The sequence below is a fragment of the Algihabitans albus genome (assembly GCF_003572205.1).
GTDB lineage: Bacteria > Pseudomonadota > Alphaproteobacteria > Kiloniellales > DSM-21159 > Algihabitans > Algihabitans albus.
The window spans coordinates 46,385-62,661 of record NZ_QXNY01000006.1; the positions used below are offsets into that span (position 1 = coordinate 46,385).

12 protein-coding genes are annotated in these 16,277 nt (G+C 65.6%); 10 read left to right on the forward strand and 2 right to left on the reverse strand.

Annotated elements, in window-relative coordinates; all coding sequences use genetic code 11:
* Positions 1 to 32: 32 nt before the first annotated feature.
* The 9 genes from DBZ32_RS16985 (at position 33) to DBZ32_RS17025 (ending at position 11,362) form a co-directional block, all read left to right on the forward strand.
* A complete protein-coding gene (locus DBZ32_RS16985) occupies positions 33 to 545 on the forward strand; it encodes a TRAP transporter small permease (protein ID WP_162906810.1) in 513 nt (170 codons plus the stop codon).
* Positions 542 to 1,834: a TRAP transporter large permease gene (locus DBZ32_RS16990; RefSeq protein ID WP_119168447.1), complete on the forward strand. Its 1,293-nt coding sequence runs from the start codon at positions 542 to 544 to the stop codon at positions 1,832 to 1,834. Before DBZ32_RS16985 ends, DBZ32_RS16990 begins: the two co-directional genes overlap by 4 nt.
* An 81-nt stretch (positions 1,835 to 1,915) precedes the next feature.
* Positions 1,916 to 2,935, forward strand: a complete 1,020-nt coding sequence (locus DBZ32_RS16995; RefSeq protein ID WP_119168448.1) for a TRAP transporter substrate-binding protein — start codon at positions 1,916 to 1,918, stop codon at positions 2,933 to 2,935.
* A 216-nt stretch (positions 2,936 to 3,151) separates the two neighbouring features.
* Entirely contained in the window at positions 3,152 to 3,592 is a 441-nt protein-coding gene (locus DBZ32_RS17000; protein WP_208539281.1) for a MarR family winged helix-turn-helix transcriptional regulator, read from the forward strand.
* A gap of 121 nt (positions 3,593 to 3,713) precedes the next feature.
* Positions 3,714 to 5,870, forward strand: coding sequence for an indolepyruvate ferredoxin oxidoreductase subunit alpha (locus DBZ32_RS17005; protein ID WP_119168450.1), 2,157 nt, complete (start codon positions 3,714 to 3,716; stop codon positions 5,868 to 5,870).
* Positions 5,867 to 7,432: an indolepyruvate oxidoreductase subunit beta family protein gene (locus tag DBZ32_RS17010; RefSeq protein ID WP_208539282.1), complete on the forward strand. Its 1,566-nt coding sequence runs from the start codon at positions 5,867 to 5,869 to the stop codon at positions 7,430 to 7,432. The genes DBZ32_RS17005 and DBZ32_RS17010 overlap by 4 nt, the downstream gene beginning before the upstream one ends.
* Positions 7,433 to 7,686: 254 nt before the next feature.
* Positions 7,687 to 8,592 (forward strand): alpha/beta hydrolase, encoded by a 906-nt coding sequence (locus tag DBZ32_RS17015; RefSeq protein WP_119168452.1) that lies wholly within the window; start codon positions 7,687 to 7,689, stop codon positions 8,590 to 8,592.
* Complete coding sequence (locus DBZ32_RS17020; protein WP_119168453.1) at positions 8,589 to 9,542, forward strand: TAXI family TRAP transporter solute-binding subunit; 954 nt, start codon at positions 8,589 to 8,591, stop codon at positions 9,540 to 9,542. Before DBZ32_RS17015 ends, DBZ32_RS17020 begins: the two co-directional genes overlap by 4 nt.
* Positions 9,539 to 11,362: a TRAP transporter permease gene (locus DBZ32_RS17025; RefSeq protein ID WP_119168454.1), complete on the forward strand. Its 1,824-nt coding sequence runs from the start codon at positions 9,539 to 9,541 to the stop codon at positions 11,360 to 11,362. Before DBZ32_RS17020 ends, DBZ32_RS17025 begins: the two co-directional genes overlap by 4 nt.
* A 67-nt stretch (positions 11,363 to 11,429) precedes the next feature.
* Here the strand turns inward: DBZ32_RS17025 and DBZ32_RS17030 are convergent, their stop codons facing one another.
* Both DBZ32_RS17030 and DBZ32_RS17035 read right to left on the reverse strand, forming a co-directional pair.
* The gene (locus tag DBZ32_RS17030) at positions 11,430 to 12,083 is read right to left on the reverse strand and encodes a response regulator transcription factor (RefSeq protein WP_119168455.1); all 654 of its coding nucleotides are present in this window, start codon (positions 12,081 to 12,083) and stop codon (positions 11,430 to 11,432) included.
* Positions 12,044 to 13,549, reverse strand: coding sequence for a sensor histidine kinase (locus DBZ32_RS17035; RefSeq protein ID WP_119168456.1), 1,506 nt, complete (start codon positions 13,547 to 13,549; stop codon positions 12,044 to 12,046). Before DBZ32_RS17035 ends, DBZ32_RS17030 begins: the two co-directional genes overlap by 40 nt.
* 772 nt (positions 13,550 to 14,321) lie before the next feature.
* Here DBZ32_RS17035 and DBZ32_RS17040 point away from each other — a divergent pair.
* Entirely contained in the window at positions 14,322 to 16,211 is a 1,890-nt protein-coding gene (locus DBZ32_RS17040; RefSeq protein ID WP_119168457.1) for a methanol/ethanol family PQQ-dependent dehydrogenase, read from the forward strand.
* Positions 16,212 to 16,277 lie beyond the last annotated feature (66 nt).

Here is a 16,277-nt window from a genome sequence, read left to right on the forward strand (position 1 = left end):
GCCGAAACCGCGCGGATGCGGGGAGGTGACGTGTGCCGAAGCCTAGTAACCTCCTGCAGCGGCCCGCCGTGCGTCTGTCGGGCAGGGTCTTGAGCGTTTTCGTCGCCGTGATTCTCTTCGGGCTGATGCTCCTGACCTGCGTCGACGTCATCGGACGTTACCTCTTCAACGCACCGGTGCAGGGGGCATCGGAGTTGATCCAGTTCGGCATGGGGCTCGTGGTGTTCGGTGCGCTGCCGCTGGTCGGCGCCAGCGGGTCTCACATCGTCGTCGGCCTGCTGGAACTGGTGGCGGGTCGCGCGGTTCAGCTTCTGCAGCGTCTGGTCATGACGGTGACCTCCGTCATCGCTCTGGCGGTGATGGGATGGCGCCTTTACCTGACCGGCGTCGACTTGGCCAGCTACGGCGATAGCTCCTCCTTCTTGCGGATCCCCTTGGCACCGATGGCCTACTTCATGGCGGCCATGGCGCTTGTCGCGGCTTTGGCGGCCGTTGCGCATTTCTTTGAGAGACCGCTTCAGGGCGAACCGGAGTCCGCCGAATGATCGAGGCGGTCATCGGCTTTCTGCTCGTCTTCGTTCTGCTGTTTTTCGGAACGCCCGTGGCCTTCGGCATGATCATCGTCGGGGTGCTGGGTTTCGCCTGGGTCGTCGGCTGGTTCCCGGGCTTGGCGATGCTTGGGCAGATCGCCTATGAAACCAGCCTGAGCGCCAGCCTGTCGGTTCTGCCGCTCTTCATTCTGATGGGCAACTTCGTCTCGCGCGCCGGCCTCAGCCGGGAGCTGTACGACTGCGCCAACGCCTTCATCGGGCATCGACGCGGCGGTTTGGCGATGGCCACGGTCCTGGCCTGCGGCGGTTTCGCCGCGGTCAGCGGGTCCAGCATGGCGACCTCGGCGACCATGGCCCAGGTCTCGGTGCCGGAGATGCGCAAGCACGGCTACGCGGACAGCCTGGCCGCGGGTTCCATCGCGGCCGGCGGCACGCTCGGCATTCTAATTCCGCCCTCGGTCATCCTGGTGCTCTACGGCATCGTCACCGGGACCGATATCGGTGCTCTCTTTATCGCCGGCATCGTTCCGGGCGTGATCGGGCTGCTTTTCTATCTGGCCGCGGTCCGGACGATCACCTGGATCAACCCCGAGATGGGGCCGCCGGGCCCACGCGCCGACTGGCGTCAACGCCTGCGCGCGTTGTCGCGCATCTGGGGCATCCTGGTGCTGTTTCTGGTCATCATGGGCGGCATGTATCTGGGGGTTTTCACGCCGACCGAGGCCGCTGGGATCGGCGCGGGCGGCGCCTTTCTGTTCGTTCTGGCCCGCCGCGCCATGACCTGGTCCATGCTGCTGGACACGCTGGTTCAGACCGCGCGCACCACTTCGATGATGTTCATCCTGCTGATCGGCGCCATCGTCTTCTCCAACTTCATCAACGTTGCCGGCCTGCCGCGGGAGCTGTCCAACTGGGTGCTGTCGTTCGAGGCCTCGCCGATGCTGGTGATGCTCTGCATCCTGGCGATCTATCTGGTGCTCGGCTGTCTGCTCGAGAGCCTGAGCATGATGTTGCTGACCGTGCCGATCTTCTTTCCCATCGTCCAGTCGCTCGGCTTCGACCCGATCTGGTTCGGCATCATCGTCGTGGTGGTGATCGAGATCAGCCTGATCACGCCGCCGATCGGTCTCAATGTCTTCGTTATGAAGGTCGCGCTTCCCGACGTTCCGACGACGACGATCTTCCGGGGCGTCGGCGTCTTCATCCTCGCGGACATTCTGCGCCTGGCGCTTCTGCTTCTGGTTCCCGCACTGGTCCTCTTCGCCCCGAACCTGATGGGATAGGGGCCCGATGGAAGTGGAGTCCGACAAGAAGGCGAGACAAGCGCCCGACCGAATCTCGAGACAATCACAGGGGTAACAACGATGTTCTCAACGAAAAGCTTCCTCGCGGCGGCTGGCCTGGCGGCCATGGCCGCGGCCACATCCGCTTCGGCGGAGGAAACCGTGATCCGCTTCTCCAACTGGTTGCCGCCGACCTATCCGCTCACCACCGACGTCTTCGTGCCCTGGGCCGAAAAGCTGGCGGAGGAGACCGAGGGCCGGGTGAGGGTCGAATTCGTGTCGGGCCTCGGCAGTCCTCAGTCGCATTTCGATCTGGTGCGCAACGGCGTCGCCGACATGGCCTTCAGCGTACACGCCTACAACGCCGACCGCTTTCCGTTGATCATGGGGGTAGAGCTGCCGTTTCTGGCGCCCGACTCTCGCTCCGCCTCGATAGCGGCGTGGCGTACCTACGAAGCCTTCTTCGCCGACGCCAACGAGTATCGCGGTGTCGAGCTGGTCAGCCTCTGGACCACGGGTCCGGCCAACGTCTTCACCAACGAGACCGAGATTTCGTCGCTCGAGGACATGCAGGGCCTCAAAGTCCGGGTCGCGGGCGGCATCGCCAAGGACATTGCCGAGCGTTTGGAGATGGTGCCGGTTTTCGCGCCGGCGACCGAGGCCTACGAGATGATCTCACGCGGGGTTGCCGACGGGATCTTCTTTCCCACCGAGTCCGCCTACAACTTCAGGCTCGGCCCTGCCCTAGGATACGGTTTGAAGATTCCCAACGGGCTCTACTTTTCGAGCCAGTATCTCTTCATGAATCCACGCGTATGGGACCGTCTGTCGGAGGAGGATCAGGCGATCTTGCGGCGTCTGGGCGGCGAGTATCTGGCGGCCTTCGCCGCGGAGATGTGGGATCAGCAGGACGTCCTGGGCGAGTCGGAGATGGACGCGGGCGGGACCGCCTTCACGGTCGCCGAAGGCGCGTTGATGGAGAGCCTGGCCGGAGAGTTGGCTGTCTTCGAACAACGCTGGATCGAAGCGGCAGCGGAGCAGGGAGTCGATGGAGAGGCGGCGCTTGCCTACTTCCGAGAGCAGGTCGAAAGCTTGAATTAGCCGGGATTTCCGCCGAGATGACCGGGAACCGCCGCGGAGCCGACCGCGGCGGTTCCCGGTCTCGCGGTTCGACCCGAGACGGATTGTCTTCTGTGGACGCGAGGCAATGAGCTAACTTGCGCAACGATCAACTGACAGGGAACGGCCAGCGCCGGAGCGCCCATGGCTAAATCGGGCTCCAACCCGAAGCAGGAGACCAGATGGGAGAGTCCCACCATGGCCGAGATCGGCCTCGATCGTTTCGCTCCCTATCTGATTAACCGCATATCCGCCCGTTGGAACGCCAGCATCCAAGAGGCCTTGCGCGGGACCGACTTGACGACCGTGCGCATGCGGACGCTTGCCGTGCTGTCGGCACGGCCGGGAGCCACGATCAATGAGCTTTCGGTACTGGCCGTCATCGAGCAGTCGACCATGAGCCGCAATCTGGATTCCATGGAAGCCGCCGGCCTGATCCTCAGGGTGCCGCGTGCCGACGATCTGCGGGTCCGCGAGATCCACGTGACGCCCGCCGGCCGAAAGGCCCTGGACGATTTCTGGCCGACGATGCACGCGGAATACCAGAGGCTGATCGACGGCTTCAGCGAGCGCGAGCGCGACCAGTTGATGGCGTTGCTGCACAAGATGTTGCGGAACATCCGGCAGCACCCGATCTGACGCGGAACGGCTCCGCGGAGCGACGGCCCGGGGCGCTGTGCGAGCGGCTGCCGCAATTGACAATCGCCCCGCGATATTATATGCATTTGCAAGTAATGTCCTTGCGGAGGATGGGGAGGTTATGGCGGAACGCTCTTTTGCCAAGGAGGTCGAAAAGCTTCGCCTGACTGCGGGAGAAGAGTTCGCTGGCGAGGGCATCCTGGCGGTGACCAAGGCGCTTCTGCAGTCCGGCGTCGGCTATGTCGCCGGCTATCAGGGGGCGCCGATCTCTCACCTGATGGATGTGCTGGCTGACGCCAGAGACATTCTGGAGGAACTCGGCATCCGCTTCGAGGCCAGCGCGAGCGAGGCGACGGCGGCGGCCACCCTGGCGGCCTCGGTCCATTACCCGATCCGGGGAGCGGTGACCTTCAAGGCGCCTGTCGGCACCAACGTGGCCTCCGACGCCCTGGCCAATCTCGCTTCGGGCGGCGTCACCGGCGGAGCCCTGGTGATCGTCGGCGAGGACTACGGCGAGGGCTCCTCCATCATGCAGGAGCGCAGCCACGCCTTCGCGATGAAGTCGCAGATCTGGCTGCTCGACCCGCGCCCGAACCTGCCCTCGATCGTCGAGGCCGTGGAGCACGGCTTCGCCTTGTCGGAGGCCAGCAATACGCCGGTCATGCTGCAGATGCGCATCCGCGCCTGTCACGTCCATGGCCGCTTCGTCGCCAAGGACAACAGACGGCCGCCGACCACCGTTGTCGATGCTTTGGAGTCGCCGCGTCGCGATACCGCGCGCATCGTTCTGCCGCCGGCTTCCTTCGTGCATGAGCATGAGAAGATCGATATCCGCTGGCCCGCGGCGATCGACTACGTCAAGCGCCACGAGTTGAACGAACTTTTCGGCCCGGAGGAGAGTGCCGTCGGAATCGTTCTGCAAGGCGGTCTCTACAATGGGGTGATCCGTGCGCTGCAGCGTCTCGGTCTTGCCGACGCTGCCGGCGACAGCCGGATCCCGCTCTATGTCCTGAACGTCGCCTACCCGCTGATCGAGGACGAGTTCCTGGCCTTCTGCGCCGGCAAGCGCGCGGTTCTGGTGGTGGAGGAAGGGCAGCCGAACTACATCGAGCAGGCCTTCGGCGCGATGCTTCATAAGCAGGCTGCCGAGACCAGGCTGGCCGGCAAGGACCCCTTTCCGATGGCCGGCGAGTACACCGGCCAGGTGATGCTGGACGGCCTGCGCGCCTTTCTGGCCGCGCAGGCGCCGGACCTGCTCAGCGACCGGGACCGTTCGCCGAACCGGGCAGTGGCGCCGGTCGACGACGCGGTGTTGTCGCAAAACGTTCCCGTGCGTCCCGCCGGCTTCTGCATCGGCTGTCCGGAGCGGCCGATCTTCGCGGCGATGAAGCTTGTCGAGAAGGATCTCGGTCCGCACCATGTCGCCGCCGATATCGGCTGCCATCTCTTTTCGATTTTGCCGCCCTTCGACATCGGCGCGACGACCATGGGCTACGGCCTGGGGCCGGCCTCCTCCGCCGCCTTCAACGGACCGGCCAAGAAACGCTCGATCTCCGTGATCGGCGACGGCGGCTTCTGGCACAACGGCTTGGCCAGCGGGATCGGCAACGCCGTCTTCAACAAGAACGACGGCGTGATCATGATCGTCGACAACTACTATTCCGCCGCCACCGGCGGTCAGGACATTCTCTCGAGCCGGGCGACCAACCAGTCGCGTTCGACCCGGCATCCGATCGAGAACGCCGTGCGGGGCGTGGGCGTTACCTGGGTGCGGACCGTCGACCGGACCTACGACGTGAACAGGATGAAGGCGGTTCTGGCCGAGGCTCTGACGACCGACGAGCCGGGGCCGAAAGTCATCGTCGCCTCGTCGGAATGCATGCTCAATCGCCAGCGCAGGGAAAAGCCCCTGGTCGCCGCGGCGCTGAACGAGGGGCAGCGCGTCGTCAAGCAGCGCTTCGGCGTCGACGAGGATATCTGCACCGGAGACCATGCCTGCATCCGCTTGTCCGGCTGTCCGTCGCTCTCGGTGAAGCAGCTCGACGATCCCTTGCGCGACGATCCGGTGGCCAGCATCGACAACTCTTGCGTTGGCTGCGGCAACTGCGGCGAAGTCGCCGATGCCGCCGTCCTTTGCCCATCTTTCTGGCGCGCCGACATCGTCCATAACCCGAGCCGGTGGGAGCGGTTTGCCGCCCGCCTGCGCTTGCGCGTGATCGGCTGGCTGCAGGAGCGGCGCGCGCGCAGGCGTCTCAGTTTCGGCGCTGAAGTCGCGTGACGGTCAGCGCGTCCGGCGCCTCCGGCGTGCGTGAGGCTGGAGCGACCCAGGAGGCCGGCATGATCAAGCTGGCGATCCTGGCGATCGGCGGCCAGGGCGGCGGGGTCATCACCGACTGGATCGTCGCGACGGCCGAGCGCAACGGCTGGCTGGCGCAGTCGACCAGCGTACCGGGCGTGGCGCAGCGGACCGGCGCGACCATCTACTATGTCGAGATGGCGCCCGGGGGCGGACCGGCTCCCGTCATGTCTCTGGCGCCGGCGCCGGGCGATGTCGATATCGTCGTCGCCGCCGAGCTGATGGAGGCGGGGCGGGCGGTTCAGCGCGGCTTCGTCACGCCCGAAACCACGACGCTGATCGCCTCCACCCACCGCGCCTACGGTATTTTGGAGAAGGCCGCGCCCGGTGACGGGATCGGCGATGCCGCCGCGGTGACGGAGATTCTCCGACGTTCGGCGAAACGATTGATTCTGGCCGATATGGAGACGCTGGCGCGCGACAAGGGCAGCGTCATCTCGGCCAGCCTGTTCGGCGCCCTCGCGGCCGTCGGCGCACTGCCCTTCCCGCGCGAGTCCTACGAGCAGACCATTCGCGACAGCGGCAAGGGCGTGACGGCCAGCTTGGCCGCCTTCGCTTCCGGTTGGCAGGCGGTGCGCGAACCACAGGATCCGGTGGCGGCCGACCCGCCGCCGCGCAGTGTCGGGCCGCGTCCCGGACCTGGCGGCTCCGCCCGGCTGTGCGCCGCCTACGAAGGTTTGACCCGCCGGATCGAGGCGGCCTTTCCCGAGGCCGGGCACGACATGCTCTTCGCCGGTCTGGAGAAGGTGGTCGACTTCCAGGACCTCGACTATGGCCGCCAGTATCTCGACCGGGTCGCTGAGATCGCCGCGCTGGACCAAGCCGATCTGGGGTCCGCGCTGACGATCGAGGCAGCCAAGTACGTCGCCAATGCCATGGTCTATGACGACGTGATCCGCGTCGCCGACTTGAAGACCCGCGGCAGCCGCTCTCTGCGCGTTCGCACGGAAGCCGGCGTCGGCGGAAACCAGGTTCTCAAGGTGACCGAATACATGCACCCGAGGGCCGAGGAGGTTTGCGGCCTCTTGCCGAGATCTCTGGGTGCTTTCCTCGAGGCGCGGCCGACCTGGATGGCTCGGCTCGACTGGCTGGTGAACCGGGGGCGGCGGGTGCGTACCGACACGCTCTTCTGGTTTTTGGTGCTCTATACGCTCGGCGGCCTCCGCCTCTGGCGCCGCCGGCTGCTGCGTCACGCCCATGAGACGCGGCATATCGAGGACTGGCTGGAGCGCGTCAAGGCGACGGCACCGCGCAACTATGCGCTTGCCGTGGAGATCCTGCGCTGCCGCCGGCTGATCAAGGGCTATAGCGATACCCATGCGCGCGGTCTGTCCAAGTACGACAGGGTGCTTTCCAGTCTCCCGGCCTTGCTCGATCGCAGCGATGGCGGCGATTGGCTGCGGCGCCTGCGCGACGTGGCCCTGAAAGACGAAGAGGGCACCGACCTGGAGGGCGCGCTGAAGACCGTGGAGTCCTTGCCGTAGCGAGAGCGGGATAGCAGCGGGCGTAGGCTGCGACGGTTTTCCGCGGAGATGCTTTAAATTTGAAACATTTGAAATAGTATGCAATTTTTCCCGAACGAAAAGATCGCCGGTCCCAGCGTCGCCAGCCCAGTGTAGTTGGTGGCCCAGGGTCAGCGGCGGGCCGGTCAGCCGGTTGGGAGAGCGACGAAGGCTCGCCGGGGGGGGCTGGCAGGGGCCCCCGCTATAAAGGCAGTCGCCAACATCGGGGGAAGGTCTTGTCAGTCGAAGCCGAAGCGGCCGTCTATCGCGGGCTGACGCAGTCAGAGCTGGATGCGCAGTACGACCAGCGCTCCGCCGTTCCTCATGCGCAGGATTACATGACACGCTGGGCGGCCTGGAGCGCCGATCTGCGGGCCGCCTGCCAGCCGCTGAACCTGGCCTATGCCGAAACCTCGGAAACCACCCTGCACCTCTTCAAGGGCAGGGCGGGCGGTCCCCTTCATATGCATCTGCATGGCGGGGCCTGGCGCGCACTTTCGAAGGAGGATGCCGGCTTCGTCGTCAGGGGCCTGAGATCGGACGGGACGAGCGTGGCGGTGGTCGACTTCGGACAGGCGCCGCAGATATCGCTCAAGGACATGGTCGGTCAGGTGCGCGTGGCCCTGCTGTGGCTGTCCAGGAATGCGGCCTGCCTCGGCGTTCGGCCGGACCGCATCACCGTTTCGGGGCACTCCTCCGGGGCGCACCTGGCGAGCTGCCTGCTCGATGCGCGCTGGTGGGCCGGCGAGGGCCTGACGGCGGATACCTTCGCCGGATTGGTCCTGGTGAGCGGTGCCTACGATCTGGAACCCGTGCGGCTGAGCGCCCGAAACGGATATCTCGGCCTATCGCGAGACGAGGCATGGGACTTGACGGCGCTTCACCATCTGCCCGCAGATCTCCCGGCGATTCGGATCTTCTGGGGTGAGGACGATTTGCCGGAGTTCCGCCGCCAGGGCGCGGCTTTCGCCGCTGCGCTAGAAAAGGCCGGCGCGCCAGTCCGGAGCGAGGTCCGCGCCGGGAAGAATCACTTCGACATGTATGACGCCTTCGCGGATCCGGCCTCGCCGGTCTGCCGGGCCGCGCAAGCTATGGCGGCGGATGACAGCCGCGCTCGAAAACAACGGGGAGAAGACACTTGAAGTATCTCTTGGCACTGGTTTTGGCTCTGGGTCTCGCCGTCCCGGCGGCCGCTCAGGACCGGCCCCTGGCCATCGGGACTCTGCCGCAAGGTTCGCTCGGCTACGCGATCGCCGCCGGCGTCGCCCAGGTCGCCAGCGACAACAGCCAGGTGACCCTGCGCGCGGTCGGCCAGGGTGGGTCGTCCGTCTTCATTCCGGCCCTGAACCGGGGCGATATCGACTTCGCCACCTCAAACGCCTTCGAGGCGGTGTTCGCCACCCTCGGCAGCGGCAATTTCGACGGCCAGGCCAATCCGAACATTCGCGTCGCCGCGCTGCTTCAACCCTTCGAGGTGGGCATCATGGTCGCTGCCGACAGCGACATCCGAAGCCTGGAGGATCTCAAGGGGCAAGCCTTCCCGGTCGGCTATGCGAGGCAGAGGCTGGTCGGGGTCATGCAGCAGGCCGTGTTCGATGCGGCCGGGATCGACGTGGGCGAACTCGACGGGGTGCCCGTGCCGAATTTCGTCGAAGGCGCGAAGCTGTTGGCGCAAGGCAGCGTCGCGGGGGTGATGCTGGCGCCGGGGTCGGGTGTGGTCCGTCAGACCAATGCGCAGCGCCCGGTGCGCTTCATCACGGTGATCGCCGATGATGCGGCGGCGGCGCGGGTGGCAGAGGCCTTGCCCGGCAGTTACGTGGGTCGGGTCGAACCGGTCGAGCGTCTGCCGGAAATCGCCGAGCCGGTGGACCTGATCGGTTATCAGTATGCCCTCCTGACCCACGCGGATGCCGACCCCGACACGGTCTATGCGGTCGTCAAGGCTCTGGCGGAAAACAAGGACGCTCTGATCGGAAGCCATGGATCGTTCCGCCGGTTCGATCCTGCGAAGATGGCCGTTCGGGTCGAGGGTTCGACTTTCCATCCCGGCGCGATTCGCTTCTATCGCGAGGCGGGGTTCTGGAGCGAGTGAGTCTCGACGGCGAGGGCCGGGTCGAGCGGGCGTCGGCGGTCGCGGCGGGAGCGCTCGCTCTGGCCCTGGTGGCCTTGGCCACGCTCTGGGCGGCAGGGGTGCCGCGGCTCTTGCGTCTGGCCGTCTATACCGAACAGTTTCTGGCGCTCGCGCTGGCTCTCGCGGTGGCCCATAGCTTCCTTGTCAAACGCAGGACCCGCTTGCCGGTCCGCCTGGCCCGAACGCTCGATGGTCTGCTGGCCGGTGTGTCCCTCTGCGGCGGGATCTGGCTGGCGCTGACCTATCCCGACCTGTCCTTGGCCGCGGCGATCGATCCGGCTTCGGCGCGCATCGTCGCCGTCGCGATCCTGGCGACGCTGCTTCTGGCCCTGGTACGGGTGGCGGGCTGGCCGCTCACCGCGATCGTTCTGGGCTTCGGCGCCTATGGAATTTGGGGCGGTTACCTTCCCGGTCAGCTTCAGGCTCTTCCGGTTTCGCCGGATCGGCTGGCCGCCCAGCTTGCTCTCGATACGGGCGGCGTTCTCGGCACGCCGCTCGCCATTGCGGCGACCGTCGTCGTGGTTTTCGTCGCTTTCGGCCGCTTGCTGGACCATTTCGGCGGGGCCGCCTTCTTCACCGATCTGGCAACGGCCACGATGGGCGGCTTTCGCGGCGGTTCGGCCAAGATCGCCATCTTGGGCTCCTCGCTGTTCGGATCGATTTCGGGCAGCGCGGTATCGAACGTCGCCACCACCGGCGTCGTCACCATTCCGCTGATGCGCCGCGCGGGCTTTCCTCGGGAGGCGGCCGGCGGGATCGAAGCCGTCGCCTCCACCGGCGGACAGCTGACCCCGCCGGTGATGGGCGCGGCCGCCTTCCTGATGGCGGAGTTTTTGGAGATTCCCTACGCCGATGTGGTGGTGGCGGCCTTGATGCCGGCGCTGCTCTATTACACCGCCATCTTCATGCAGGCCGACCTGACGGCGGCTCGCGACGGCATCGTCGGCGTCAGCCCGGAGGAGCGGCCTCGCATCGCTTCGACGCTGAAGGCGGGCTGGCTGTTCCTGCTGCCCTTCGCGGCGCTGATTTGGGCACTCTTCGCAGGGAACTACCAGCCGGCGACGGCGGGGCTGATCGCGACGCTGGCGCTGTTTCTGGTCGCGCCCCTGATGCCGAAAGCGCGCGCGCTGCTACCGCCGCGCCGCCTCCTCGCCGCGCTCGTCCAAGGCGGCGCCAGTCTGTCGGGGATCCTGGTGATCACCGGCGCGGCCGGTATCGTCATCGGAGTCTTGAACGAAACCGGCCTGAGCTTCGGCTTGACGGCCTATCTCGTCGGTTTCGCGCGAGAGGATGTGGTCTTGCTGCTGGTCTTGGCCGCCCTGGTTTCGATCGTGCTCGGCATGGGGATGCCGACCGTCGCGGTCTACGTGCTGCTGGCCGCGCTGGTTGCGCCGGCCCTGATCCGCCTGGGAATCCATCCGACCGCGGCGCACATGTTCGTCCTCTATTTCGGCATGATGAGCATGATCACGCCGCCCGTCGCGATCGCCGCCTTCGCCGCCGCCAGTCTCAGCGGTGGGGGGCCGATGCGCACGGCCCTGGCCGCCATGAAGTTCGGCTGGCCGGCCTTCGTGCTGCCTTTCGCCTTCGCCCTGAATCCAGCCTTGATCCTGAACGGAAGCTGGCAGGCTGTCGCGCTCTCTCTGTCGCTCGCTGTCTTCGGAATTCTGGCCGTCACCCTGGCGCTGGTCGGCCACTTCCGCGGGGCCTTGCCGCTTGCCCTGCGGGCCGCGATCTTCGTTCTGGGCGCCGCTGCGCTGCTCTGGCCGCTGTTTGCCTGACGTCCTTTAGCCACCCGGACCGCGCGTGACGGAGGCTGTCTCGGAGACCCGGCTCATCGCCGCCGCGTCAGCAGTCGAAGTACTCGATGGCCTTCACGACGAGATCCGGCATGTTCGTCGCATTGAGCTTGCCGCGCAGCGTGTAGCAGGTGTTCGTGACCGTCTTGTAGCTGATGCAGACCTCCTCCGCGATTTCGTTATAGGATTTCCCCTCGGCGACAAACCCCAGGATCTCGAGTTCGCGCGGCGTCAGAGCGGAGCCGTTGCCGTTTCCGCCCGGTCGGTTGAGCAGCGCGATCTTGGTTGCGATATCGGCCGATACGTAGCACTCGCCCTGACTCAAGGACCGGAAGGCGAGGTCGATTTCCTCGGGCGGCGCGTCCTTGTTTACGAAGCCGTTCGAGCCCGCTTCGAGCGCCCGGCGGGCGATAATGGCGCTGCGGTGCATCGAAAACACGAGCACCGGAATTTCCGGATCGTGCCGGCGCAGCCGCCGGATGAGCTTGACGCCCGCGAACTTGTTGAACCCGAAGGAGAGGTCGACGATGAGAAGGTCGGGCCTTTCCTCGCGATAGGCACGCAGGCCCATCAGTGGAGAGTGTGCGGCGAAGACCTCGCATGCACCGGCGGCACGGACGATGCGTCCCCATCCCTCGGCCACGACAGGGTGATCATCGACGATTAAGACCCTCGGCATTCTTGTCCTCCCAGGGACCGGCATGGGATCCAGATCTCGGTGACGACGCCTTCTTGCATCCGGACCGGGCGTTTGTAGGTACCGCCGAGCGCCTTGGTCCGGTCGGTGATGCCGATCTGACCGTAGCTCGGTGAGACGTCTGGATAGTGCGGGCCCGACCCGTTGTCGGTCACGGTCACGGTCAGGCCCGATGGCGTATCCAGTGGCGTGCCCGGCGGCATATCTGCGGGCGACCAGATCATATCGATCGCGATCCGGTTTGCCGCGCCGTGCTTGATCGCGTTCAGAACGCTCTCCTGCGCGAACCGGTAGATCGAGAGATCGACAAGCTCGTCGAAACTGTCGGGGCAGCCCTCGCTGACCGTGAGCGAGACGCGTGCGGCCGGAGCGATGTCGAGGAAGTTTACCGCGAGGTCCGCGAGCGCGTCGGCAAGCGTCATGTCGTTCGTGAGCATCGGGCGAAGATCGGACATCACCGCGCGACTCTGGTGCTGTAGCGAGGTGGCGTGGCGGGCCAGCGCCGACAGCGCCGCCTCCAGATTTTGCTTCGGCGTCACCGCATTCGGTAACAGCGCTGCAAGGTTTCGGGCCTCGTGCAGGGCAGCGTTGAGGGCGAAGAAGCAGGGGCCCATACCGTCATGCAGATCGCTCGCCACCCGGCGACGCTCGCTCTCGCTCAGGGTGACGAGGCGGCCGAGCAGGTGCCGGTTCTCCGCTCGCTCGGCGCCGAGGTGGGCGGCGAGGTCGTTGATCCCGCTGGCGAGGGCGGCGAATTCCGGCAACTCCTGGGACGGGACGCGCGCACTGAGATCGCCTCGGCGAATAGCCTTCAAGGCTTCGGTGCAGGCCCCGATACGGCGCAGGATGCCGAAGACCAGCAGGAGGGATATCGTAAGCGAAATCGCGCCGGCCGCGAGGATGGCCGGCAGGATGATGCGGAAATCGACCCAGACTTCGGCGATCTCGTCCCTGGCATCACTGGTCAAGCGGATCGCACCGAGGCGGATCGCATCGGGAGTGGCCGCATCCTTGACCACCGGGAAGTCGACCGAAAACCTGTCGGCCTCGATCAGTCCGACAAACCAATCGGGCGCCTCCGGCGCGTCAGTCCGGTCCGGCTCCGACTGCGATGGCGGGTCGGCGCGTTCGCTGCCGGGGTACAGCAGCAGCATGGCGGCGACATGATTGACCCGGTCGACCTCGCCGGCGAGTTTCGACGCTTCGCCCATCGGATCGTTGGCGCTCGAGAGCAACTCCATGCGGGCGCCGACATAGGTCTGCGCGAGGCGAAAGGCGCCGGTTATCTCCTTGTTGGTTGCGATGCGTGCGTTCAGAACCAGGATGGAGGAAACGACGATGCAAAGCAGAAGGCTGACCCCGGCGACAAGGACTATGGCCAAAGCCCGGAGAGAGATGTGACGCTGCCGATCGCCGGCAGCCGCGCCTCTTGTCGCCGGCAGATGTGTCAGCGGCAAGCCCTGGTCCGTCATGACCGGTACCCTGAGGCCGAGATTCTGGGACTCGTGGCACCGACGCCGAGGTTCTCTTGGCCCCGATCTACGTCATTCAGGCGCGCGTGACCGGCGCGCGCACGCCTGAGACCTGCGGAGCCTGTCGGAGGTATGCCGGAGAAGCTGTGTTTGGAAAGTCCTCGGCCTACCGTCTGCCGGCAGGCCGCAGCTTGCTCGCGCACCGGAGCGCAAGGATGAGTCGGTCGACATCCTGGCCGTGAGATGCGCAGCCGATAGCTCTTCTCCGCGGCAGCTGCTCTTGCCGAGGGGCTTGAGACTTCGGTACCGGTACAATCGTTCACGACCGTGCTGTCGTCGCACGCGGAGACGACAGAATCGACCGTGATCTCAGCGACAACCGCTGACGGATCGCGTCGCATGACGTCTTCCCCCGAGCCACTTACCCGTTTTTTTTGGTTCGCCGGGCCTTTTGGGCTTAACTATCTTAAGTATAACACCAAATTTTCTACTCTGTCATTACGAGACCGCGTGACTTTTCGGAAATCCGGGCAGTTTTCTTCAGCGGACCGGGCAATTTTCCCCGCATACATCGGGTCGACATCCCAAAGACAGCAGCCGGACAGGTGCGCTTAGATACCCGGACCGGCGCAACGCGTGAATGGCCTTTCGGGCGCCGGCAACAGGCTCCGGCCCGACAGCGGGGGGAGCGTTCGCGGGTTGGCTCCAAACCGACCCGGCGCCCTCCTGGTGGTGAGAAGTCGGCAGTCATAGGCGATAGGGAACGACGCCCATGAGCATGAGAAAGACGTCACCGATGCCGGCACTCACGCTGGCTGCCTTCATTGCAGCGCCCGCACTGACCGCGAGTCCTGCCTTTGCCAACGACGCGCTCGTCGAACTGGCGAAGGACCCAAGCAACTGGGTGATGACGGGCCGGGATTACAGCGCGAACAACTACTCCGAGATGGACCAGATCAATAGCGAGAACGTCACCGAGCTGCGCTCGGCCTGGTCGTTCTCCACCGGCGTTCTGCACGGGCACGAAGGCACGCCGCTGGTGATAGGCGACGTGATGTACGTTCACTCGCCCTTTCCGAACACGACTTTCGCGCTCGACCTGAACGAGCCGGGTAAAATCATCTGGCAAAACAAGCCGAAGCAGAACCCGACCGCACGTTCGGTCGCCTGCTGCGATGTGGTCAACCGCGGTCTCGCCTACTGGCCCGGCGACGACGAGGTCGAGCCGCTGATCTTCCGCACCCAGCTCGACGGCCACATCATGGCGATGAGTGCCGAGACCGGCGAGACCCGGTGGGTGATGGAGAATTCCGACATCAAGGTCGGCTCGACGCTCACCATCGCGCCCTATGTGATCAAGGACAACGTGATCGTCGGTTCCTCGGGCGCCGAGCTCGGCGTGCGCGGCTACGTCACCGCCTACAACGTCAAGACCGGCGAGCAGGTGTGGCGCGCCTTCGCGACGGGCCCGGACGAGGACATGCGTCTCAGCGCCGACTTCAATGCGCCCAACCCGCACTACGGCCAATGGGGACTGGGCCTCGACACGTGGGAAGGCGACGCCTGGAAGATCGGTGGCGGCACCAACTGGGGCTGGTACGCCTACGACCCCGACGAGGACACCTTTTACTACGGTTCGGGGAACGCCGCGCCCTGGAACGAGACCATGCGCCCTGGCGACAACAAGTGGACCAACTCGATCTGGGGGCGCGACCCGGACGACGGCATGGCGAGGTTCGCTTACCAGAAGACGCCTCACGACGAGTGGGATTATGCCGGGGTGAACGTGATGATGCTGTCCGAGCAGGAGGACAAGGACGGCAACATGCGCAAGCTGCTGACGCATCCCGATCGCAACGGGATCGTCTACACCCTCGACCGCACCACCGGGGACCTCGTGTCCGCCGACAAGGTGGACGACACGGTGAACTGGACCAAGACCGTGCAGCTCGACACCGGCCTGCCGGTGCGCGATCCCGAGTTCGGCACCCGCATGGACCACAAGTCGCGCGACATCTGCCCCTCGGCCATGGGCTATCACAACCAGGGCCATGACTCCTACGACCCGGAGCGCCAGCTCTTCTTCATGGGTCTGAACCATATCTGCATGGATTGGGAGCCCTTCATGCTGCCCTACCGTGCGGGTCAGTTCTTCGTCGGTGCCACGCTCTGGATGTATCCCGGGCCCAAGGGCGACCGGCAGAACGATCTCGGTCTCGGTCAGGTGAAGGCCTACGACGCCATCACCGGCGAGTTCAAATGGGAGGTGATGGAGCGCTTCGCGGTCTGGGGCGGCACCATGGCGACCGCCGGCGGGCTGACCTTCTACGGCACGCTCGACGGCTTCATCAAGGCGCGCGACAGCGACACGGGCGATCTGCTCTGGAAGTATCGCCTGCCCTCGGGGGCCATCGGTCACCCGATGACCTACGAGCACGACGGCACGCAGTACATCGCCATCTACTATGGCGTGGGCGGTTGGCCGGGCGTCGGTCTGGTCTTCGATCTCCAGGATCCGACGGCGGGACTTGGGTCGGTCGGTGCCTTCAAGCGGCTGCAGGAGTACACCCAGATGGGTGGCGGTATCATGGTCTTCTCGCTCGACGGACGGAGCCCCTACTCCGATCCCAACGTTGGAGAGTACCAGCCGAACGAAGGGTAAGTGCCCCTTCCCCGGTCCGCCGGTTCCGTCGCGTCGCGGCGCGACGGAACCGCTCCTCCCAGCAGC

Coding starts and splice junctions, on each gene's coding strand:
- DBZ32_RS17040 (WP_119168457.1), top strand. CDS start 14,322: ATGAGCATGAGAAAGACGTCACCGATGCCGGCACTCACGCTGGCTGCC.
- DBZ32_RS17000 (WP_208539281.1), top strand. CDS start 3,152: ATGGCCGAGATCGGCCTCGATCGTTTCGCTCCCTATCTGATTAACCGC.
- DBZ32_RS17030 (WP_119168455.1), bottom strand. CDS start 12,083: ATGCCGGTCCCTGGGAGGACAAGAATGCCGAGGGTCTTAATCGTCGAT.
- DBZ32_RS17035 (WP_119168456.1), bottom strand. CDS start 13,549: ATGACGGACCAGGGCTTGCCGCTGACACATCTGCCGGCGACAAGAGGC.
- DBZ32_RS16990 (WP_119168447.1), top strand. CDS start 542: ATGATCGAGGCGGTCATCGGCTTTCTGCTCGTCTTCGTTCTGCTGTTT.
- DBZ32_RS16995 (WP_119168448.1), top strand. CDS start 1,916: ATGTTCTCAACGAAAAGCTTCCTCGCGGCGGCTGGCCTGGCGGCCATG.
- DBZ32_RS17005 (WP_119168450.1), top strand. CDS start 3,714: ATGGCGGAACGCTCTTTTGCCAAGGAGGTCGAAAAGCTTCGCCTGACT.